The sequence below is a fragment of the Bacteroides sp. HF-162 genome (assembly GCF_015679285.1).
GTDB lineage: Bacteria > Bacteroidota > Bacteroidia > Bacteroidales > Bacteroidaceae > Bacteroides > Bacteroides uniformis.
In genome coordinates, this window is record NZ_CP064937.1 from 1,443,579 (window position 1) to 1,463,895 (window position 20,317).

At 46.4% G+C, this 20,317-nt stretch carries 16 protein-coding genes and 4 tRNA genes; 18 read left to right on the forward strand and 2 right to left on the reverse strand.

Annotated elements, in window-relative coordinates:
• Nucleotides 1-25 precede the first annotated feature (25 nt).
• Nucleotides 26-1,552 (forward strand): glutamate--tRNA ligase, encoded by a 1,527-nt coding sequence (gene gltX, locus ITJ87_RS05520; RefSeq protein WP_117966494.1) that lies wholly within the window; start codon nucleotides 26-28, stop codon nucleotides 1,550-1,552.
• A gap of 31 nt (nucleotides 1,553-1,583) precedes the next feature.
• Nucleotides 1,584-2,804 carry a 3-deoxy-D-manno-octulosonic acid transferase gene (locus tag ITJ87_RS05525; protein WP_117600995.1) on the forward strand — a complete coding sequence of 407 codons (1,221 nt, stop codon included), beginning with the start codon at nucleotides 1,584-1,586 and terminating at the stop codon, nucleotides 2,802-2,804.
• A gap of 89 nt (nucleotides 2,805-2,893) precedes the next feature.
• On the opposite strand, the gene ITJ87_RS05530 is transcribed toward ITJ87_RS05525, so the two are convergent.
• Together ITJ87_RS05530 and ITJ87_RS05535 are read right to left on the reverse strand one after the other, a co-directional pair.
• A complete protein-coding gene (locus ITJ87_RS05530; protein WP_117600996.1) occupies nucleotides 2,894-3,406 on the reverse strand; it encodes a gamma carbonic anhydrase family protein in 513 nt (170 codons plus the stop codon).
• A 3-nt stretch (nucleotides 3,407-3,409) separates the two neighbouring features.
• Nucleotides 3,410-5,203 carry an aminopeptidase P family protein gene (locus ITJ87_RS05535; RefSeq protein ID WP_117966496.1) on the reverse strand — a complete coding sequence of 598 codons (1,794 nt, stop codon included), beginning with the start codon at nucleotides 5,201-5,203 and terminating at the stop codon, nucleotides 3,410-3,412.
• A 279-nt stretch (nucleotides 5,204-5,482) separates the two neighbouring features.
• Between ITJ87_RS05535 and rpsU the strand changes: the two genes are divergently transcribed.
• The 16 genes from rpsU (at nucleotide 5,483) to rpoC (ending at nucleotide 20,048) form a co-directional block, all read left to right on the forward strand.
• Nucleotides 5,483-5,674, forward strand: coding sequence for a 30S ribosomal protein S21 (rpsU, locus tag ITJ87_RS05540; protein WP_005825735.1), 192 nt, complete (start codon nucleotides 5,483-5,485; stop codon nucleotides 5,672-5,674).
• 73 nt (nucleotides 5,675-5,747) lie between these two features.
• A complete protein-coding gene (gene xerC, locus ITJ87_RS05545) occupies nucleotides 5,748-6,632 on the forward strand; it encodes a tyrosine recombinase XerC (RefSeq protein WP_117966499.1) in 885 nt (294 codons plus the stop codon).
• 18 nt (nucleotides 6,633-6,650) lie between these two features.
• Nucleotides 6,651-6,950 (forward strand): ribosome hibernation-promoting factor, HPF/YfiA family, encoded by a 300-nt coding sequence (hpf, locus tag ITJ87_RS05550; protein WP_117600999.1) that lies wholly within the window; start codon nucleotides 6,651-6,653, stop codon nucleotides 6,948-6,950.
• A gap of 93 nt (nucleotides 6,951-7,043) precedes the next feature.
• A tRNA-Thr gene (locus ITJ87_RS05555) sits at nucleotides 7,044-7,117 on the forward strand.
• A gap of 124 nt (nucleotides 7,118-7,241) precedes the next feature.
• Nucleotides 7,242-7,324, forward strand: a tRNA-Tyr gene (locus ITJ87_RS05560).
• Nucleotides 7,325-7,341: 17 nt separating this feature from the next.
• Nucleotides 7,342-7,413, forward strand: a tRNA-Thr gene (locus ITJ87_RS05565).
• A gap of 50 nt (nucleotides 7,414-7,463) precedes the next feature.
• The gene (tuf, locus tag ITJ87_RS05570) at nucleotides 7,464-8,648 is read left to right on the forward strand and encodes an elongation factor Tu (RefSeq protein WP_117601000.1); all 1,185 of its coding nucleotides are present in this window, start codon (nucleotides 7,464-7,466) and stop codon (nucleotides 8,646-8,648) included.
• A gap of 56 nt (nucleotides 8,649-8,704) precedes the next feature.
• Nucleotides 8,705-8,777 (forward strand) — tRNA-Trp (locus ITJ87_RS05575).
• Nucleotides 8,778-8,791: 14 nt separating this feature from the next.
• Nucleotides 8,792-8,980, forward strand: coding sequence for a preprotein translocase subunit SecE (gene secE / locus ITJ87_RS18960; protein WP_005825726.1), 189 nt, complete (start codon nucleotides 8,792-8,794; stop codon nucleotides 8,978-8,980).
• A 12-nt stretch (nucleotides 8,981-8,992) separates the two neighbouring features.
• Entirely contained in the window at nucleotides 8,993-9,535 is a 543-nt protein-coding gene (gene nusG, locus ITJ87_RS05585) for a transcription termination/antitermination protein NusG (RefSeq protein WP_005825724.1), read from the forward strand.
• Between the two features lie 57 nt (nucleotides 9,536-9,592).
• Complete coding sequence (gene rplK, locus ITJ87_RS05590) at nucleotides 9,593-10,036, forward strand: 50S ribosomal protein L11 (RefSeq protein WP_005825722.1); 444 nt, start codon at nucleotides 9,593-9,595, stop codon at nucleotides 10,034-10,036.
• A gap of 15 nt (nucleotides 10,037-10,051) precedes the next feature.
• Nucleotides 10,052-10,750, forward strand: a complete 699-nt coding sequence (gene rplA, locus ITJ87_RS05595) for a 50S ribosomal protein L1 (RefSeq protein ID WP_005825721.1) — start codon at nucleotides 10,052-10,054, stop codon at nucleotides 10,748-10,750.
• A gap of 15 nt (nucleotides 10,751-10,765) precedes the next feature.
• Nucleotides 10,766-11,287, forward strand: coding sequence for a 50S ribosomal protein L10 (gene rplJ, locus ITJ87_RS05600; protein ID WP_005825719.1), 522 nt, complete (start codon nucleotides 10,766-10,768; stop codon nucleotides 11,285-11,287).
• Between the two features lie 61 nt (nucleotides 11,288-11,348).
• Nucleotides 11,349-11,726 (forward strand): 50S ribosomal protein L7/L12, encoded by a 378-nt coding sequence (rplL, locus tag ITJ87_RS05605; protein ID WP_004291279.1) that lies wholly within the window; start codon nucleotides 11,349-11,351, stop codon nucleotides 11,724-11,726.
• A 105-nt stretch (nucleotides 11,727-11,831) separates the two neighbouring features.
• On the forward strand, nucleotides 11,832-15,644 hold the full coding sequence (gene rpoB, locus ITJ87_RS05610) for a DNA-directed RNA polymerase subunit beta (RefSeq protein ID WP_117601001.1): 3,813 nt from the start codon (nucleotides 11,832-11,834) through the stop codon (nucleotides 15,642-15,644).
• A gap of 108 nt (nucleotides 15,645-15,752) precedes the next feature.
• Nucleotides 15,753-20,048, forward strand: coding sequence for a DNA-directed RNA polymerase subunit beta' (gene rpoC, locus ITJ87_RS05615; RefSeq protein ID WP_117601002.1), 4,296 nt, complete (start codon nucleotides 15,753-15,755; stop codon nucleotides 20,046-20,048).
• Nucleotides 20,049-20,317: the final 269 nt, after the last annotated feature.

Sequence of the window (20,317 nt, forward strand, 5' to 3'; positions counted from 1 at the left end):
AAAATATTCATAAGTAAGGTAGATTATGACAGAAAGAAAGGTCAGAGTCCGTTTTGCCCCGAGTCCTACGGGGGCGTTGCACATCGGCGGTGTGCGTACAGCTTTATACAATTATCTCTTTGCGCGTCAGCATGGAGGAGATTTGATATTTCGTATTGAAGATACTGATTCCAACCGGTTTGTACCGGGTGCGGAAGAATATATCCTGGAGTCTTTCAAGTGGTTGGGCATCCCGTTTGACGAGGGCGTGAGTTTCGGTGGAGACCATGGCCCGTACCGTCAGTCGGAACGTCGGGAAATATACAAGAAGTATGTTCAGATTCTGCTGGAGGCCGGAAAAGCCTACATCGCTTTCGATACTCCTGAGGAGCTGGAAGTAAAGCGTGCGGAGATTGCGAATTTCCAGTACGATGCTTCTACCCGCATGCAGATGCGCAATTCACTGACCCTTCCTAAAGAAGAGGTAGACGCGCTGATTGCTGCCGGTAAGCAGTACGTGGTGCGTTTCAAGATAGAGCCGAACGAAGATGTGCATGTGAACGACTTGATTCGTGGGGAAGTGGTGATAAACTCTTCCATTCTTGATGACAAGGTTCTTTATAAATCGGCAGATGAACTACCTACTTACCATCTGGCCAATATTGTGGACGACCATTTGATGGAAGTGTCCCATGTGATACGTGGTGAGGAATGGTTGCCTTCCGCACCGTTGCATGTATTGCTCTACCGTGCCTTTGGGTGGGAGGATACCATGCCTGCCTTTGCGCATTTGCCCTTGTTGCTGAAGCCCGAGGGTAACGGCAAATTGAGTAAGCGTGACGGCGACCGTCTGGGCTTCCCGGTTTTCCCGTTGGAGTGGCATGACCCCAAGTCGGGAGATGTCTCTTCAGGTTACCGCGAATCTGGTTATCTGCCCGAAGCGGTCATTAATTTCCTGGCTCTGCTGGGCTGGAATCCGGGCAATGACCAGGAACTGATGTCTATGGATGAATTGGTGAAATTGTTTGATTTGAGCCATTGTAGCAAGTCGGGTGCCAAATTCGACTATAAGAAAGGTATCTGGTTCAACCATGAGTACATCATGATGAAACCGGATGCGGAGATAGCTTGTCTTTTCAGGCCGGTGCTGGAGTCTAACGGCATAGACGCCTCCAACTATAGCGACGAGTTCCTTACGAAAGTGATTTCACTGGTGAAGGGACGCGTCAACTTCGTAAAGGAACTGTGGGACCAGACCCGTTTCTTCTTCGTAGCTCCCACGGAATATGCGGCAAAGGATGTGAAGAAACGTTGGTCGGAAGATACTCCCCGCATCATGGCTGAATTGATGGATGTGCTGCGCGGTATCGGGGATTTCTCCTCCAAGCCTTCCGAAGATATTGTGATTGGCTGGATTACCGAGCGTGGCTATCACATGGGAAATGTGATGAATGCCTTCCGCTTGTCAGTGGTGGGCGAGTGTAAAGGTCCGCACATGTTCGACATTACCGAGCTGATTGGCAAGGAAGAGACGTTGGTCCGTATACAGCGTGCTGTTGATGCTTTAAAGTGAATAAATCTTCTTCATCCTTAATCCATATAGTATGCTATATGACTTGGCAATAGCCATCTACGATATTCTGGTGCATCTGGCTGCTCCATTTAGCCGTAAGCCCCGAAAGATGATGAAGGGACACTGGGTGGTTTATGAACTTCTCCGGCAGCAGTTGGAGAAGGACGTGCGCTATATATGGTTCCATGCCGCTTCTTTGGGGGAGTTCGAGCAGGGACGGCCGTTGATTGAGAAAATTCGTGCCAAATATCCGGATTACGGTATTCTGCTGACTTTCTTCTCGCCGTCGGGCTATGAGGTCCGCAAGAATTATAGGGGGGCAGACGTTGTCTGCTACCTGCCTTTCGACAAGCCTCGAAATGTGAAGAAGTTCCTGGATATCGTGAATCCCTGCATGGCATTCTTCATCAAGTACGAGTTCTGGAAGAACTATCTGGACGAACTGCATAAGCGTCGTATTCCGGTGTACAGCATTTCCTCCATTTTCCGTCGCGGGCAAGTATTTTTCAAGTGGTATGGCGGTACGTACAGACATGTGCTGCGCGACTTCGACCATTTGTTTGTGCAGAATGAACGCTCCAAACGCTATCTGGCGAAGATAGGCATCAGCCGTGTCACGGTGGTGGGGGATACCCGTTTTGACCGTGTGCTGCAGATTTGTGAGGAAGCTAAGCGTCTGCCTTTGGTGGAGCTTTTCAAGAACAATACGATGACTTTTGTGGCAGGAAGCTCTTGGCAGCCGGACGAGGATTTATTTATTGAATACTTCAACCAGCATCCGGAGGTGAAGTTGATTATCGCTCCGCATGTCATCGACGAGAACCATCTGGTAGAGATTATCCGTAAACTGAAACGCCCTTATGTGCGCTATACCCGTGCCAACGAGAAGAATGTCCGTAAGGCCGATTGCCTGATTATTGATTGCTTCGGGCTGCTCTCTTCCATTTACCGCTATGGCGAGATTGCCTATATCGGAGGTGGTTTCGGAGTGGGAATCCACAATACCCTTGAGGCTGCAGTTTATGGCATTCCGGTGATTTTCGGACCGAAGTATCAGAAATTTCAGGAGGCCATCCAGTTGCTGGAGACAAAAGGCGCTTTCTCGGTGAAGGATTATGAGGAGCTGAAAACTTTGCTCGACCGTATGCTGACAGATGAAGTCTTTTTGCGCGAATCAGGCATGAATGCAAGCAATTATGTGACCAGCAATGCCGGTGCGACGGATAAGATAATGAGTATGATAAACTTTTAGAAGAGTAAAGAGTGATAACGATAGAGCGATAAAGGTGATGGAATGGCATCCCTTTATCGCCCTGTTTTTTAGGGGGGCCTTGCCTCCCTTTATTTGTACCAGTCGGAATACATCAGATAGTTGTGTGCAATCTTCTGGTTCAGCTCCTTGGCCTGCTTCGGGTCCACTTTCTTGATGAACTTGGCGGGGACTCCTCCCCAAATGCTTCCCGGCTCGATGACCGTATTACTCAATACCAGGGAACCGGCGGCGACAATGGCCCCTTCGCCCACTACTGCGTGGTCAAGGATGGTGGAACCCATCCCTACCAAAGCATAGTCCTTGATGGCAGCTCCGTGGATGGTCACGTTGTGCCCCACGGATACGTGGTCTCCTATCTCTATGGTCGATTTCTCGTACAAGGTATGGAGTACGCTTCCATCCTGGATATTTACTCCGTTTCCTATGCGGATTGAATTTACGTCACCTCGCAGCACGGTGCTGAACCAGATGCTGCAATCCCGTCCCATCTTGACGTCACCAATGATAACCGCATTGTCCGCCAAAAAACAATTCTCCCCGATTTCGGGAGTGAATCCTCTTACTGATTTTATTAATGCCATTTTTTAGTGATTAGTAGTTAGGTTACTGCATGCTTCCTTCAGCCATTCCCGTTCTTCTTCGTTCAGGCTTGGCGAAAGTTTCTCGTATACATGCTGGTGATAGTTGTCCAGCCATGCCGTTTCCTCTGCCGTCAGCATCTCTTTGATGATACCTTTCTTGCAGATGGGGCAGAGGGTAATGGTTTCGAATTTCAGGTAATTTCCGAACATGCCTTCACGGTCCTTCACGGTCAGCATCAGGTTTTCTGTGCGTATTCCATGACTTCCTGCTTTATAGACGCCCGGTTCGTTGGAAGTGACCATTCCCGGCCGGAGGGTTACCGGATTCTCGTTCATACGGATGCTTTGCGGACCTTCGTGCACATTGAGGAAATGACCTACGCCGTGTCCGGTACCATGCAGGAAGTTCATGTGGTGCTGCCATATCGGCATGCGGGCCAGTACATCCAGTTGCGCTCCTCGCGTACCTTCCGGGAAGACAGCCATGGCAAGGTTGATATGTCCTTTCAGTATCAGGGTGTAGTCCGTCTTCTCTTCTTCGGTCAGTTCCCCCAGTGCGATGGTGCGGGTGATGTCGGTAGTGCCGTCCAGGTATTGCGCACCCGAGTCCAGGAGCAGGAATCCCTCGGGTTTCAGTGGCACGTCCGTTTCCGGAGTGGCTTCGTAGTGTACAATGGCTCCATGCTCCTTGTACCCGGCAATGGTGTCGAAGCTTTCCCCCATGTAGAGTGGCTGTGCGGCACGGAATTCGTGTAGTTTCTTGTCTACGCTGATTTCTGTCTCGTTGCCTGCGGGAACGGCCTCCTCCAGCCATTTCAGGAATTTCACCAGTGCCACTCCGTCGCGTTGCATGGCTGCGTGGATGCCGGCTATTTCCCGGTCATTGCGGACTGCTTTCAGCAAGGCTATCGGTGAGCGCTCGTCAAGTACCCGGCAGGAAGGGGGGAGGGCAGAATAAACGGCATAATTCGTCCTTCCCATGTCGAGCATGATGCTGCCGTCCGGTATTTTTGTCACAAAGGATTCGGTGTCCTCATAAGCGTGGATGGTGACGCCGGCTTCTTCCAGATAGGCTGAAAGCTCTTCCGTTACTTTCTCGGGCTGGATGAAAAAGTGTGTTTCTTGTTCGTTGATTATCAGATAGCTCACTACTACGGGGTTGCAATGCACATCGTTGCCGCGTATGTTGAGTGCCCATGCTATCTCGTCCAATGCCGACACCAATAATACGTCTGCTTCGCTTTTCTTCATTTCCCGGCGGATATCAGCCAGTTTGTCCGGGCAGCTTTTCCCGGCGTATTTCATCTCGTGGATAAAGGCGGGTGCTTCGGGCATGGGAGGGCGGTCTGTCCATATCTCATTCATCGGGTCGGCAATGCTCTTTATGGTGATGTCGTTTTTTGCCAAATCCTCTTGCAGGGCTATGGCTTGTGTGGTGGAAAATACCTTTCCGTCTATACCTACAACTGAATTCGCTGTAAGGTTCTCCCGCAGGAAATCGAGGATGCTGGGCGTTTCGGGCAACATTTCCTTGTATAAGTCGATGCCGCTGCCTTCCAGCTGCTGCTCGGCTTGGAGAAAATAGCGGGAATCTGTCCACAGCCCCGCCTTGTCGGTGGTAATCACTACCGTGCCTGCCGAACCGGTAAAACCTGATATCCATTCTCTTGATTTCCAGTACGGTGCTACGTACTCGCTTAGGTGCGGGTCGGTACTGGGGATAATGAAAGTGTCTATGCCTTCTCTTTTTAACAATGCCCGTAAAGCATCTATACGTTGATTGATTGTCTGAGCCATATTTTTATAAATGTAATTAAGTAGGCGTGTAAATGAGTTTATAATCTCTCCATTCTCTGCTTTCAAAGTTACACATTCTCTTTTAAAAAATTGCCATGCTTCACGGATTTTAGCGGATTGGCTCAATAAAAACATCTTTCCCTCTGCTCATTCGTTTGATAATTAGGAATTATGGGTAATTTTTTTGCAGAAAGTTTTGTGAATAAAGAAAGTATGTGTAATTTTGCCGCTCAATTTGATCGTGAGATTTTTAAACCATTAACATTTAATTAAAAGAAAATGATTGTAGTACCTGTAAAAGAAGGCGAAAACATTGAAAAAGCGCTGAAGAAATTCAAAAGAAAGTTTGAAAAAACTGGCACAGTTAAGGAATTGAGACGCAGACAACAGTTCGATAAACCGTCTGTGACTAAAAGACTTAAGAAAGAACGTGCTGTTTACGTTCAACAACTTCAGCAAGTAGAAGATTAATAATTCGTAAATTCCTTTGAATTATTGAATTCTTTTTCATACATTCGTTGCATGATTTTAGATATGTAGCGATATGTTGTTGACAGATTCTTTTCTTGACTATCTTCTGTACGAGCGGAACTATTCCAAAGGTACGATTGAGTACTATCGGACAGATATTCTTGAACTGCAGAGGTTTGGAGAAGAAATGTGGGGGGACTTGACTCCATCGGATGTAGATGCAGAACTTGTTCGTGAATGGATTGCTTCCTTGATGGACAAAGGACTTGCTTCTAATACGATAAACCGAAAGCTGAGCTCTATCCGGACATATTATAAATTCCTTTTGAGGAGAGGTGAGGTTGCGGTAGATCCGTTACGAAAAGTTACGGGGCCCAAAAAGAAAAAACCGCTTCCAGTATTTCTGAGAGAAGGTGAGATGGATAGGTTGTTGGATGATATGGATTTTGGTGAAGGTTTTGAAGGGTGTCGCGACCATATGATTGTTGAAATGTTCTATGCTACCGGCATGCGACTTTCAGAATTGATAGGGTTGGATGACAAAGATATTGATTTTTCGGCTTCTCTCGTTAAAGTGACAGGAAAGCGGAATAAGCAACGTCTTATACCTTTTGATGAGGAGCTGGGGCGCTCGATGAGGGAATATGTCAATGTGCGGAATGAGGCTGTTCCGGTTCGCTCGGATGCTTTTTTTATCCGGAAGAATGGAAAGAGGCTTTACCGCGGTATCGTAGCATGCCTTGTGAAACGAAACCTTTCGAAGGTAGTGACTGTAAAAAAAAGAAGTCCCCACGTGCTGAGGCACACCTTTGCAACGGCTATGCTGAACAATGGTGCTGATTTAGGTTCGATAAAAGAACTCCTCGGGCACGAGAGTCTGGCGACAACGGAAATTTATACGCATACTACTTTTGAAGAGCTTAAAAAAGTGTATAATCAGGCTCATCCCCGAGCCTAAAGTAAAAAGGAGGTAAGTATGGAAGTAAGAATTCAATCGATTCACTTTGATGCGTCAGAGCAATTGCAGTCTTTCGTTCAAAAGAAAGTTGCTAAGTTGGAGAAATTTTACGACGATATAAAGAAAGTAGAGGTGTCATTAAAGGTAGTAAAACCAGAAACAGCCGAAAATAAAGAAGCCGGAGTGAAAGTGTTGGTTCCCAATGGTGAGTTTTATGCAAACAAGGTTTGTGATACGTTTGAAGAAGCGGTAGATTTATGTCTGGAAGCTTTGGGAAAACAGCTGGTTAAGTACAAGGAAAAGCAACGGAGCAAATAATTTTCCGCTAAAATTTTGCGGGTAAAAAATAAATGTCTAAATTTGCAGCCGTTTCGCTCACGCTATGAACGTTACGGTTGCATTTTTTAGCTTGCCTCTTTAGCTCAGTTGGCCAGAGCACGTGATTTGTAATCTCGGGGTCGTTGGTTCGAATCCGACAAGAGGCTCGCTCAAGGATGAGTGGAATAAGTCTTTCTTCACGAGGTGGAGGTGATATGAAAACGGAAATCGTTCGGGTAAAGTTTACTCTGCGATGATTTAGTAAGGAAAAGAGTTCTTTTTATAATGTAGGGGCAAATACCAGAGTGGCCAAATGGGGCAGACTGTAAATCTGCTGGCTTACGCCTTCGGTGGTTCGAATCCATCTTTGCCCACAACTCTTATTCTCCTTGCTGTTATAGCTCAGCGGTAGAGCACTTCCTTGGTAAGGAAGAGGTCCCGGGTTCAAGTCCCGGTAACAGCTCACAAAAATGTAAAAGCTGATTATTAATCAAATAAATAACAAGTAAAGCTATGGCTAAAGAGAAATTCGAACGTACCAAACCGCACGTAAACATTGGTACAATTGGTCACGTTGACCACGGTAAAACCACGTTGACAGCTGCTATCACTACAGTGTTGGCAAAGAAAGGTCTTTCTGAACTGCGTTCTTTCGATTCTATCGATAACGCTCCTGAAGAAAAAGAAAGAGGTATCACTATCAATACTTCTCACGTAGAGTATGAAACAGCTAACCGTCACTACGCTCACGTAGACTGCCCGGGTCACGCTGACTACGTAAAGAACATGGTAACTGGTGCTGCTCAGATGGACGGTGCTATCATCGTAGTTGCTGCTACTGATGGTCCGATGCCTCAGACTCGTGAGCATATCTTGTTGGCTCGTCAGGTAAACGTACCGAGATTGGTTGTATTCATGAACAAGTGTGATATGGTAGACGACGCTGAAATGTTGGAGCTCGTTGAAATGGAAATGCGTGAACTGCTTTCAGCTTACGAATTCGATGGCGACAACACTCCGTTTATCCAGGGCTCTGCTCTTGGTGCGTTGAATGGCGTTGAAAAGTGGGAAGAGAAGGTTATGGAGCTGATGGAAGCTTGTGATACTTGGATTCCTCTGCCTCCGCGTGATGTTGATAAACCGTTCTTGATGCCGGTTGAAGACGTATTCTCAATCACTGGTCGTGGTACTGTAGCTACTGGTCGTATCGAAGCTGGTGTTATCCATGTAGGTGACGAAGTTGAAATCCTTGGTTTGGGTGAAGACAAGAAGTCAGTTGTAACTGGTGTTGAAATGTTCCGCAAGTTGCTGGATCAGGGTGAAGCTGGTGACAACGTAGGTCTGTTGCTCCGCGGTATCGACAAGAACGAAATCAAACGTGGTATGGTTCTTTGTAAGCCCGGTCAGATTAAACCTCACTCTAAGTTCAAAGCTTCTATCTACGTTTTGAAGAAAGAAGAAGGTGGTCGTCACACTCCGTTCCACAATAAATACCGTCCTCAGTTCTATCTGCGTACTATGGACTGTACAGGTGAAATCACTCTTCCGGAAGGAACTGAAATGGTAATGCCTGGTGATAACGTAGAAATCACTGTAGAACTGATCTACCCGGTAGCATTGAACGTAGGTTTGCGTTTCGCTATCCGTGAAGGTGGTCGTACGGTAGGTTCTGGTCAGATTACTGAAATTCTTGACTAATAACCAATATAATCTTAATCAGTTCCCGGTATACATCGGGAACTGATTATGTACAAACGGGAGTAGCTCAGTTGGTAGAGCACCGGTCTCCAAAACCGGGTGTCGGGAGTTCGAGCCTCTCCTCCCGTGCTAATATTTTTGAAATGAAGAAGATTGTAGCTTATTTTAAAGAAACTTACGACGAACTTGTTCATAAAGTGTCGTGGCCTACGTATTCTGAACTTACTAACAGTGCAGTAGTTGTTTTATATGCTTCCCTACTAATTGCAGTGGTAGTATTTGCGATGGACTTCTGTTTCCAGCATCTGATGGAATTTGTTTATCCACATTAAAAGTAAGAAGAAATGTCTGAGATTGAAAAGAAATGGTACGTTTTGCGTGCTATTAGCGGAAAAGAAGCTAAGGTAAAGGAATACCTTGAAGCTGATATTAAAAACAGCGACCTTGGTGATTACGTATCTCAGGTATTGATTCCTACCGAAAAGGTATATCAGGTTCGCAATGGTAAGAAAATTGTGAAAGAGAGAAGTTATCTCCCTGGTTACGTTTTGGTGGAGGCTGCTCTGGTGGGTGAGGTTGCTCATCATCTGAGAAATACTCCTAATGTGATAGGGTTCTTGGGTGGTTCGGAAAAACCCGTACCTCTGAGACAGTCGGAAGTGAATCGTATACTTGGTACGGTTGACGAATTGCAGGAATCAGGTGAAGACTTGAGTATCCCGTATGTAGTCGGCGAGACTGTAAAGGTGAATTACGGTCCGTTCAGTGGATTCAGTGGAATCATTGAAGAAGTGAACACCGAGAAGAAGAAACTGAAGGTCATGGTCAAGATATTCGGACGGAAGACTCCGCTCGAATTGGGCTTTATGCAAGTTGAAAAAGAATAGTGCAGGTGTTACGCTGTAGTATTCTTCATTAATGTTTATATATAAATCAATTAGAAAATGGCTAAAGAAGTTGCTGGACTAATCAAATTACAGATTAAAGGAGGCGCGGCAAATCCATCTCCCCCAGTAGGACCTGCTTTGGGTTCCAAGGGTATCAATATCATGGAGTTTTGCAAGCAATTCAACGCCAGAACCCAAGACAAAGCAGGAAAGATTCTTCCTGTGATTATCACTTACTACGCAGACAAGTCTTTCGATTTTGTAATCAAGACTCCTCCCGTGGCTATCCAGTTGTTGGAAGTGACGAAGCAAAAGAGTGGTTCTGCTGAGCCTAACCGTAAGAAGGTTGCCGAGATTACTTGGGAACAAGTTCGTACGATTGCTCAGGACAAAATGGTTGACTTGAACTGTTTCACTGTAGAAGCTGCCATGAAAATGGTTGCCGGTACAGCTAGAAGTATGGGTATCGCTGTAAAAGGGGAGTTCCCGGTTAATAATTAATAAACTTCAATTAGAATGGGTAAACTGACAAAAAATCAAAAGTTGGCTGCAGAAAAAATTGAAGCAGGGAAAGCATACTCTCTCAAGGAAGCTGCTCAGTTGGTAAAAGAAATCACTTATACCAAGTTTGACGCTTCTCTGGATATCGACGTACGTTTGGGCGTTGACCCGCGTAAGGCCAACCAGATGGTGAGAGGTGTTGTATCACTTCCTCACGGTACTGGTAAGGTTGTACGCGTTTTGGTGCTTTGTACACCAGATGCTGAAGCTGCTGCAAAAGAAGCCGGAGCTGACTATGTTGGTCTTGACGAATATATTGAAAAGATCAAAGGTGGATGGACTGATATTGATGTGATTATCACTATGCCGTCCATCATGGGTAAGATTGGTGCACTCGGTCGTGTGCTCGGTCCTCGTGGATTGATGCCTAACCCCAAGAGTGGCACTGTAACTATGGATGTTGCTAAAGCTGTAAGAGAAGTAAAACAAGGTAAAATCGACTTCAAGGTTGACAAGAGCGGTATTGTTCATACTTCTATCGGTAAAGTTTCATTTAGCGCTGAGCAAATTCGCGACAATGCGAAAGAATTCATCTCTACTTTGAATAAATTGAAACCGACTGCAGCCAAGGGTACATATATTAAGAGTATTTATCTTTCTAGCACGATGAGTGCGGGCATCAAGATTGACCCGAAAACAGTAGAAGAAATCTAATAAAACGGAGTAATAATGAGAAAGGAAGATAAAAGTACGATTATTGAGCAGATTGCTGCTACAGTGAAGGAATACGGTCACTTCTATTTGGTGGATACCACTGCCATGAATGCTGCTACAACCAGCATGTTGAGAAGAGAATGTTTCAAAGCTGACATCAAATTGATGGTAGTTAAGAATACATTGCTTCACAAGGCATTGGAAAGCCTGGAAGAAGACTTTTCTCCGCTTTATGGTTCTCTGAAAGGTACAACTGCCGTAATGTTCAGCAACGTTGCTAACGCACCGGCCAAGTTGATCAAAGATAAGGCTAAGAATGGTATTCCCGGACTGAAGGCTGCATATGCAGAAGAAAGCTTCTATGTTGGTGCTGACCAGTTGGATGCTCTCGTAAGTATCAAGAGTAAGAATGAAGTTATTGCCGATATCGTTGCATTGCTGCAGTCACCGGCCAAGAATGTTATTTCTGCTCTGCAATCAGGTGGTAACACCCTCCACGGAGTTCTCAAGACTCTTGGTGAACGTCCCGAAGCGTAAATTTCGGAAAAAGAATTATATCAATTTATTTAGTATTTAAACAATTAAAAATCATACAAAAATGGCAGATTTGAAAGCTTTTGCAGAACAATTAGTTAACTTGACAGTAAAAGAAGTTAATGAACTTGCAACAATCCTGAAAGAAGAATATGGTATTGAACCTGCTGCTGCAGCTGTAGCTGTTGCTGCTGGTCCTGCAGCTGGTGGTGCTGCTGCCGCAGAAGAAAAGACTTCTTTCGACGTAGTATTGAAGAGCGCTGGCTCAGCTAAACTTCAGGTAGTTAAAGCCGTTAAGGAAGCTTGCGGTCTTGGCTTGAAGGAAGCTAAGGACATGGTAGACGGTGCTCCTAGCGTAGTAAAAGAAGGTTTGGCTAAAGACGAAGCAGAATCATTGAAGAAAACATTGGAAGAAGCTGGAGCTGAAGTTGAACTTAAATAACATTAGCCTGTAAATCAGGTAATTCGGTTAGGAACCCTTCGTGAAAAGGGTTCTTAACCTTTTTGTGTATATATTTAAAATTAAGTTCTACAAATCCATTAACAGATGTCTTCAAATACTGTAAATCAAAGAGTTAATTTTGCTTCGACTAAGAATCCGCTTGAATATCCGGATTTTCTGGAAGTACAATTGAAGTCATTCAAAGACTTTCTACAACTGGACACCCCACCCGAGAAGCGTAAGAACGAGGGACTGTATAAAGTATTTGCTGAAAACTTCCCCATTGCCGATACAAGAAATAATTTTGTTCTTGAGTTTTTGGACTACTATATTGATCCGCCGCGCTATACCATTGATGAATGTATAGAGCGAGGGCTTACATATAGCGTGCCTTTGAAGGCAAAATTGAAATTATATTGTACCGACCCCGACCACGAAGATTTTGACACGGTCATTCAGGACGTGTTCCTAGGTCCCATTCCTTACATGACGGATAAGGCGACATTCGTCATCAACGGTGCGGAACGTGTGGTTGTATCCCAACTTCACCGTTCACCGGGCGTATTTTTCGGACAGAGCGTACATGCCAACGGTACCAAGTTGTACTCAGCCCGTATCATCCCGTTCAAGGGTTCGTGGATTGAGTTTGCCACCGACATCAACAACGTCATGTATGCTTACATTGACCGTAAGAAGAAATTGCCGGTTACTACTTTGCTGAGAGCCATCGGTTTTGAGAATGACAAGGACATTCTCGAGATCTTTAATTTGGCGGAAGACGTGAAGGTAAACAAGACGAATCTCAAGAAGATGGTGGGACGTAAGTTGGCCGCACGTGTGTTGAAAACATGGATTGAGGATTTTGTAGACGAAGATACCGGTGAAGTTGTTTCCATCGAGCGTAACGAAGTCGTTATCGATCGTGAAACTGTAATCGAGCCGGAACATGTTGATATTATATTAGAGTCGGGTGTTCAGAATATCCTCGTACACAAGGAAGAACCGAACCAGTCTGACTATTCTATTATATATAATACTCTGCAGAAGGACCCGAGTAACTCGGAAAAAGAAGCTGTACTCTACATCTACCGCCAGCTGCGTAATGCAGACCCAGCCGATGATGCCAGTGCACGCGAAGTTATCAATAACTTGTTCTTCTCAGAAAAGAGATATGACCTGGGTGATGTAGGCCGTTATCGTATCAACAGAAAGTTGAACTTGACGACCGATATGGACGTGCGTGTCCTTACCAAGGAAGATATTATCGAAATTATCAAATATCTCATCGAGTTGATTAACTCGAAAGCGGATGTGGATGATATCGACCACTTGAGCAACCGTCGTGTGCGTACAGTGGGCGAACAGTTGTCCAATCAGTTTGCCATCGGTCTGGCACGTATGTCGCGTACTATCCGCGAACGTATGAACGTCCGTGACAATGAAGTCTTTACTCCTATTGACCTGATTAACGCCAAGACAATCTCTTCCGTTATCAATTCATTCTTTGGAACGAATGCTTTGTCACAGTTCATGGATCAGACCAACCCGCTGGCCGAGATTACTCACAAGCGCCGTATGTCTGCCCTGGGTCCTGGCGGTTTGTCACGCGAACGTGCAGGCTTCGAGGTTCGTGACGTACACTATACTCACTACGGGCGTCTTTGTCCTATCGAGACTCCTGAAGGTCCGAACATCGGTTTGATTTCTTCACTCTGCGTATTTGCGAAAATCAACGAGCTCGGCTTCATTGAAACTCCGTACCGTAAGGTGGCAGATGGTAAGGTTGACCTTTCTGACGAAGGTTTGGTTTACCTCACCGCAGAAGAAGAGGAAGCCAAGATTATTGCGCAGGGTAATGCTCCTTTGAACGATGACGGTACTTTTGTACGTGATAAAGTAAAATCCCGTCAGGATGCCGACTATCCGGTGGTTCCTCCTTCCGAGGTGGAATTGATGGACGTATCTCCCCAGCAGATTGCTTCTATTGCAGCTTCTTTGATTCCGTTCCTGGAGCATGATGACGCCAACCGTGCATTGATGGGATCAAACATGATGCGTCAAGCTGTTCCTTTGTTGAAGAGCGAAGCTCCGATTGTAGGTACTGGTATCGAACGTCAGCTGGCACGCGATTCCCGTACGCAGATTACTGCCGAGGGTGACGGTGTGGTTGAATTCGTGGATGCAACGACTATCCGTATTCTGTACGACCGTACGGAAGAGGAGGAATTCGTAAGCTTCGAGCCTGCATTGAAAGAATATAATATCCCGAAATGGCGCCGTACCAACCAGAACATGACGATTGACCTCCGTCCGATTTGCGAGAAGGGCCAGCGCGTTACTGCAGGTCAAATTTTGACAGAAGGTTATTCAACCGAAGACGGAGAGCTTGCATTGGGTAAGAACCTGCTGGTTGCTTACATGCCGTGGAAGGGCTATAACTATGAGGATGCTATTGTACTGAACGAACGCGTGGTTCGTGAGGACCTTTTGACTTCTGTACACGTGGAAGAATATTCTTTGGAAGTTCGTGAAACGAAGCGTGGTATGGAAGAGTTGACTTCTGACATTCCCAATGTAAGTGAGGAAGCGACTAAAGACCTTGACGAAAACGGTATTGTTCGTGTGGGTGCCCGCATCGAGCCGGGGGATATCCTTATCGGTAAGATTACTCCGAAGGGTGAATCAGATCCTTCTCCGGAAGAGAAACTGCTCCGTGCCATCTTCGGTGATAAGGCCGGTGATGTGAAGGACGCTTCTTTGAAAGCTTCTCCTTCTTTGAAAGGTGTTGTTATCGGTAAGCGTCTGTTCTCTCGTGTTATTAAGACTCGCAGCTCCAAGCTGGCCGACAAGGCTCTGCTGCCGAAGATTGACGACGAATTCGATGCCAAGATAGGTGATCTCAAGAAAGTATTGATAAACAAACTGTTGAAGCTTACAGAAAACTATACATCGGAAGGTGTGAAGGATTACATGGGTGCCGACATAATTTCCAAAGGCGCCAGATTCTCTGCTTCCGACTTCAGTGATTTGGACTTCACTGCTGTTCAGTTGAGCAACTGGACGAAGGATGAACATACCAACGGACTGATTCGTGCGTTGGTGATGAACTTCATCAAGAAGTATAAGGAACTCGATGCCGAGTTGAAGCGCAAGAAGTTTGCCATTACTATCGGTGACGAGTTGCCCGCAGGTATCATTCAGATGGCCAAGGTATACATTGCCAAGAAACGTAAGATTGGTGTCGGTGACAAGATGGCTGGTCGTCATGGTAACAAGGGCATTGTTTCCCGCGTGGTACGCCAGGAAGACATGCCGTTCCTTGCTGACGGTACTCCGGTAGACATCGTGCTGAATCCGTTGGGTGTGCCTTCACGTATGAACATCGGTCAGATATTCGAGGCCGTTCTCGGTCGTGCCGGAAAGAACTTGGGCGTGAAGTTTGCCACTCCTATCTTTGACGGTGCATCTTTGGACGATTTGAACGAATGGACCGATAAGGCCGGCTTGCCCCGTTACGGCAAGACAACGCTGTATGATGGTGGTACCGGTGAAGCATTCGAGCAGCAGGCTACGGTAGGTGTGACCTACATGCTGAAGCTCGGTCACATGGTTGAAGACAAGATGCACGCACGTTCCATCGGTCCGTACTCACTCATTACGCAACAGCCGTTGGGTGGTAAGGCACAGTTCGGTGGTCAGCGTTTTGGAGAAATGGAAGTTTGGGCTCTCGAAGCATTCGGTGCCGCACACATTCTGCAGGAAATCCTGACTATCAAGTCTGATGACGTTGTAGGACGTTCCAAGGCTTATGAAGCAATCGTGAAGGGTGAGCCGATGCCTGCTCCGGGTATCCCCGAGTCACTGAACGTATTGCTGCACGAGTTGAGAGGTTTGGGCTTGAGCATCAACTTAGAATAATGGATAATTGATAATTGAGAATGGATAATGCAAGTTACCATTCTCAATTATCGGTTTTCAGTTTTTCAATTTCAATTTTCCATTGTCAATTATCAATTAAATAAATTTATGGCTTTTAGAAAAGATAACAAGATAAAGAGTAATTTCTCGAAAATCTCTATCGGTTTGGCTTCTCCTGAGGAAATCCTTGAGAATTCGAGTGGTGAAGTATTAAAGCCTGAAACCATCAACTATCGTACGTATAAGCCCGAACGCGACGGATTGTTCTGCGAGCGCATCTTTGGTCCTATCAAGGATTACGAGTGCCATTGCGGTAAGTACAAGCGTATCCGTTACAAAGGCATCGTCTGCGACCGTTGTGGTGTGGAAGTGACTGAAAAGAAAGTGCGCCGTGAGCGTATGGGACATATCCAGCTCGTTGTGCCCGTGGCTCACATTTGGTATTTCCGTTCACTTCCCAACAAAATCGGTTACTTGTTGGGCCTGCCCACCAAGAAACTGGATGCCATTATCTATTACGAGCGTTATGTTGTCATTCAGCCAGGTGTACTGTCCGACGAAGTGGCACAGTACGACTTGCTGGAAGAAGGAGAATACCTGGACTTACTGGAAAAGTTGCCGAAAGACAACCAATTCCTCGAAGATTCAGACCCCAATAAGTTCATTGCCAAGATGGGCGCGGAAGCTATCTACGATTTGCTGTCACACCTCGATCTTGACTCTTTGTCTTACGAACTGCGTAATCGTGCCGGAAGCGATGCTTCACAACAACGCAAGACCGAAGCCCTGAAACGTCTTCAGGTAGTTGAGTCGTTCCGTGCATCACGTGGACGCAACAAGCCTGAGTGGATGATTGTACGCATTGTGCCGGTTATTCCACCCGAACTTCGTCCGTTGGTTCCGTTGGATGGAGGGCGTTTCGCAACTTCTGACTTGAACGATCTTTACCGTCGTGTCATCATCCGTAACAATCGTCTGAAGAGATTGATTGAAATCAAGGCTCCTGAGGTGATTTTACGTAATGAAAAACGTATGTTGCAGGAAGCTGTCGACTCTCTGTTCGACAACTCTCGTAAATCGAGTGCTGTGAAGACTGACGCTAACCGTCCGTTGAAGTCACTTTCTGACAGTTTGAAGGGCAAGCAAGGACGTTTCCGTCAGAATTTGTTGGGTAAGCGTGTCGACTATTCCGCACGTTCTGTAATCGTTGTAGGTCCAGAGTTGAAAATGGGTGAATGCGGTATTCCAAAACTGATGGCAGCTGAGCTTTATAAGCCGTTCATCATCCGTAAGCTCATTGAGCGCGGTATCGTGAAGACAGTAAAGAGTGCCAAGAAGATTGTAGATCGCAAGGAACCTGTTATCTGGGATATTCTGGAACACGTGATGAAGGGTCATCCGGTGCTGTTGAACCGTGCTCCGACACTTCACCGTCTCGGTATTCAGGCATTCCAGCCCAAGATGATCGAAGGTAAGGCAATCCAGCTGCACCCGTTGGCATGTACGGCGTTTAATGCCGACTTCGACGGTGACCAGATGGCCGTTCACTTGCCGCTGAGCAACGAAGCGATTCTGGAAGCACAAATGCTGATGCTCCAGTCACACAATATATTGAACCCTGCTAACGGTGCTCCTATCACTGTGCCCGCCCAAGATATGGTACTCGGTTTGTACTACATCACTAAGTTGCGCAAAGGTGCCAAAGGTGAGGGGTTGACATTCTACGGTCCAGAAGAAGCACTGATTGCCTATAATGAAGGTAAGTGCGACATTCACGCTCCGGTAAGCGTCATAGTGAAAGACGTTGATGAGAATGGCAACATTGTGGACAAGATGATGCACGATACCTCCGTGGGCCGTGTCATTGTCAACGAAATTGTTCCGGCAGAAGCAGGATATATCAATACGATTATCTCCAAGAAGTCACTCCGCGATATCATCAGTCACGTAATCAAGGTGTGTGGTGTTGCCAAGGCAGCCGACTTCCTCGACGGGATCAAGAACCTCGGTTACTACATGGCCTTCAAGGGTGGTCTGTCGTTCAACTTGGGGGATATCATCATCCCGGAAGAGAAGGAAGCATTAGTACAGAAAGGTTATGATGAAGTAGAGCAGGTAATCAATAACTATAACATGGGTTTCATCACCAACAACGAGCGTTACAATCAGGTAATCGATATCTGGACACACGTGAACTCAGAGTTGTCCAACATCTTGATGAAAACCATTTCAAGCGACGACCAGGGTTTCAACTCTGTATACATGATGCTGGATTCCGGTGCCCGTGGTTCTAAGGAACAGATCCGTCAGCTCTCCGGTATGCGTGGTTTGATGGCAAAGCCCCAGAAAGCAGGTGCCGAAGGCGGTCAGATTATTGAAAATCCGATTCTTTCTAACTTTAAGGAAGGTCTGTCCGTGTTGGAATACTTTATCTCTACTCACGGTGCCCGTAAGGGTCTTGCCGATACCGCTTTGAAGACGGCTGACGCCGGATACCTGACCCGTCGTCTGGTTGACGTATCGCACGATGTGATTATTAATGAAGAAGACTGCGGCACGCTCCGCGGATTGGTTTGTACAGCATTGAAAAACAATGACGAAACCATCGCCACTCTGTATGAACGCATCCTCGGTCGTGTATCCGTACATGATATTGTTCATCCTACAACTGGCGAACTGATTGTGGCTGGCGGTGAGGAAATTACCGAAGACATTGCGCAGAAGATTGAAGATTCCCCGATTGAGAGTGTTGAAATCCGTTCCGTATTGACCTGCGAATCCAAGAAGGGTGTTTGTGCCAAGTGTTACGGACGTAATCTGGCTTCCAGCCGCATGGTTCAGAAAGGTGAGGCAGTCGGCGTAATTGCTGCACAGTCTATCGGTGAGCCGGGTACACAGTTGACACTGCGTACATTCCATGCCGGTGGTACGGCAGCCAATATCGCTGCCAACGCAAGTATCGTGGCTAAGAACCCTGCCCGTTTGGAATTCGAAGAACTCCGTACGGTAGACGTTATTGACGAAGCAGGCGAACCTGCAAAGGTAGTGGTAGGCCGTCTGGCTGAAGTGCGTTTCGTGGATGTCAACACGGGTATTGTTCTTTCTACCCACAACGTACCTTACGGTTCTACGCTCTATGCTGCTGACGGTGAAATGGTAGAGAAGGGCAAGATGATTGCCCGTTGGGATCCGTTCAACGCAGTTATCATTACCGAAGCTACCGGTAAGATTGAATTTGAAGGCGTTATTGAAAACGTGACTTATAAGGTAGAGTCTGATGAATCTACCGGTTTGCGCGAAATCATCATCATTGAGTCTAAGGATAAGACGAAGGTGCCTACCGCACACATCATGACAGAAGACGGCGAACTGATCCGTACATACAACTTGCCGGTAGGTGGCCACGTGGTGGTTGAGGACGGTCAAAAGGTAAAGGCCGGTGAAGTTATCGTGAAGATTCCGCGTGCCGTAGGTAAAGCGGGTGATATCACGGGTGGTCTTCCCCGTGTCACTGAGCTGTTTGAGGCACGTAACCCGTCTAATCCTGCTGTGGTTTCAGAAATCGACGGTGAGGTTACCATGGGTAAAGTGAAACGCGGTAACCGCGAAATCATCGTTACTTCCAAGACCGGCGAAGTGAAGAAGTACCTCGTACCGTTGTCCAAGCAGATTTTGGTTCAGGAGAACGACTATGTACGTGCCGGTACTCCGTTATCAGACGGTGCTATCACACCTGCGGACATCCTGGCCATCAAAGGTCCTACAGCCGTGCAGGAATATATCGTGAACGAGGTTCAGGACGTTTACCGTCTGCAGGGTGTGAAGATTAACGATAAGCACTTTGAAATCATCGTACGTCAGATGATGCGCAAGGTGGAAATTGACGAGCCGGGTGATACCCGCTTCCTGGAACAGCAAGTTGTTGACAAGATGGAATTCATGGAAGAGAACGACCGTATCTGGGGAAAGAAGGTGGTAGTGGATGCTGGAGATTCCCAGAGTTTGCAGGCTGGTCAGATCGTGACGGCCCGCAAGCTGCGTGACGAGAACTCCATGTTGAAACGCCGCGACTTGAAACCCGTGGAAGTGCGCGACGCTGTACCTGCGACTTCTACTCAGATTCTTCAAGGTATCACCCGTGCTGCATTGCAGACTTCAAGCTTCATGTCGGCTGCTTCCTTCCAAGAAACGACGAAGGTGCTGAACGAGGCTGCCATCAACGGAAAGGTGGACCGTCTGGAAGGTATGAAGGAGAACGTAATCTGCGGTCACCTGATTCCTGCCGGTACCGGACAGCGCGAGTTCGAGAAGATTATTGTTGGCTCCAAAGAAGAGTACGACCGTATGCTTGCTAACAAGAAGACGGTACTTGATTATGCTGTAGACGAGAAAGTAGAGGGATAACCTTACAACGTCAATATAATTCTATTAAATAGAGAGAGGGAATATCCTATAAGAAGGAGTATTCCCTCTCTGTTTTATCTTTGCCTCTTCCTTCTGTATTGCAACGCTTCTGCATGTTTGTTATAGTGCTACTGCAAAACGATTGTAGTGGCTTGCTTCTTTTTCTGGACGGATTATTATGTGTCTTTTGGGGACTTAAATGTATATCGTCCGAAAAAAAAGAGTACTTTTGGTCTATCTTTTAAGAACATTTTAAAAATAATTGTGCA

Excerpts from the sequence above, each read along its gene's own strand:
- gltX (WP_117966494.1), top strand. The coding sequence starts at position 26 with ATGACAGAAAGAAAGGTCAGAGTCCGTTTTGCCCCGAGTCCTACGGGG.
- ITJ87_RS05525 (WP_117600995.1), top strand. The coding sequence starts at position 1,584 with ATGCTATATGACTTGGCAATAGCCATCTACGATATTCTGGTGCATCTG.
- ITJ87_RS05530 (WP_117600996.1), bottom strand. The coding sequence starts at position 3,406 with ATGGCATTAATAAAATCAGTAAGAGGATTCACTCCCGAAATCGGGGAG.
- ITJ87_RS05535 (WP_117966496.1), bottom strand. The coding sequence starts at position 5,203 with ATGGCTCAGACAATCAATCAACGTATAGATGCTTTACGGGCATTGTTA.
- rpsU (WP_005825735.1), top strand. The coding sequence starts at position 5,483 with ATGATTGTAGTACCTGTAAAAGAAGGCGAAAACATTGAAAAAGCGCTG.
- xerC (WP_117966499.1), top strand. The coding sequence starts at position 5,748 with ATGTTGTTGACAGATTCTTTTCTTGACTATCTTCTGTACGAGCGGAAC.
- hpf (WP_117600999.1), top strand. The coding sequence starts at position 6,651 with ATGGAAGTAAGAATTCAATCGATTCACTTTGATGCGTCAGAGCAATTG.
- tuf (WP_117601000.1), top strand. The coding sequence starts at position 7,464 with ATGGCTAAAGAGAAATTCGAACGTACCAAACCGCACGTAAACATTGGT.
- secE (WP_005825726.1), top strand. The coding sequence starts at position 8,792 with ATGAAGAAGATTGTAGCTTATTTTAAAGAAACTTACGACGAACTTGTT.
- nusG (WP_005825724.1), top strand. The coding sequence starts at position 8,993 with ATGTCTGAGATTGAAAAGAAATGGTACGTTTTGCGTGCTATTAGCGGA.
- rplK (WP_005825722.1), top strand. The coding sequence starts at position 9,593 with ATGGCTAAAGAAGTTGCTGGACTAATCAAATTACAGATTAAAGGAGGC.
- rplA (WP_005825721.1), top strand. The coding sequence starts at position 10,052 with ATGGGTAAACTGACAAAAAATCAAAAGTTGGCTGCAGAAAAAATTGAA.
- rplJ (WP_005825719.1), top strand. The coding sequence starts at position 10,766 with ATGAGAAAGGAAGATAAAAGTACGATTATTGAGCAGATTGCTGCTACA.
- rplL (WP_004291279.1), top strand. The coding sequence starts at position 11,349 with ATGGCAGATTTGAAAGCTTTTGCAGAACAATTAGTTAACTTGACAGTA.
- rpoB (WP_117601001.1), top strand. The coding sequence starts at position 11,832 with ATGTCTTCAAATACTGTAAATCAAAGAGTTAATTTTGCTTCGACTAAG.
- rpoC (WP_117601002.1), top strand. The coding sequence starts at position 15,753 with ATGGCTTTTAGAAAAGATAACAAGATAAAGAGTAATTTCTCGAAAATC.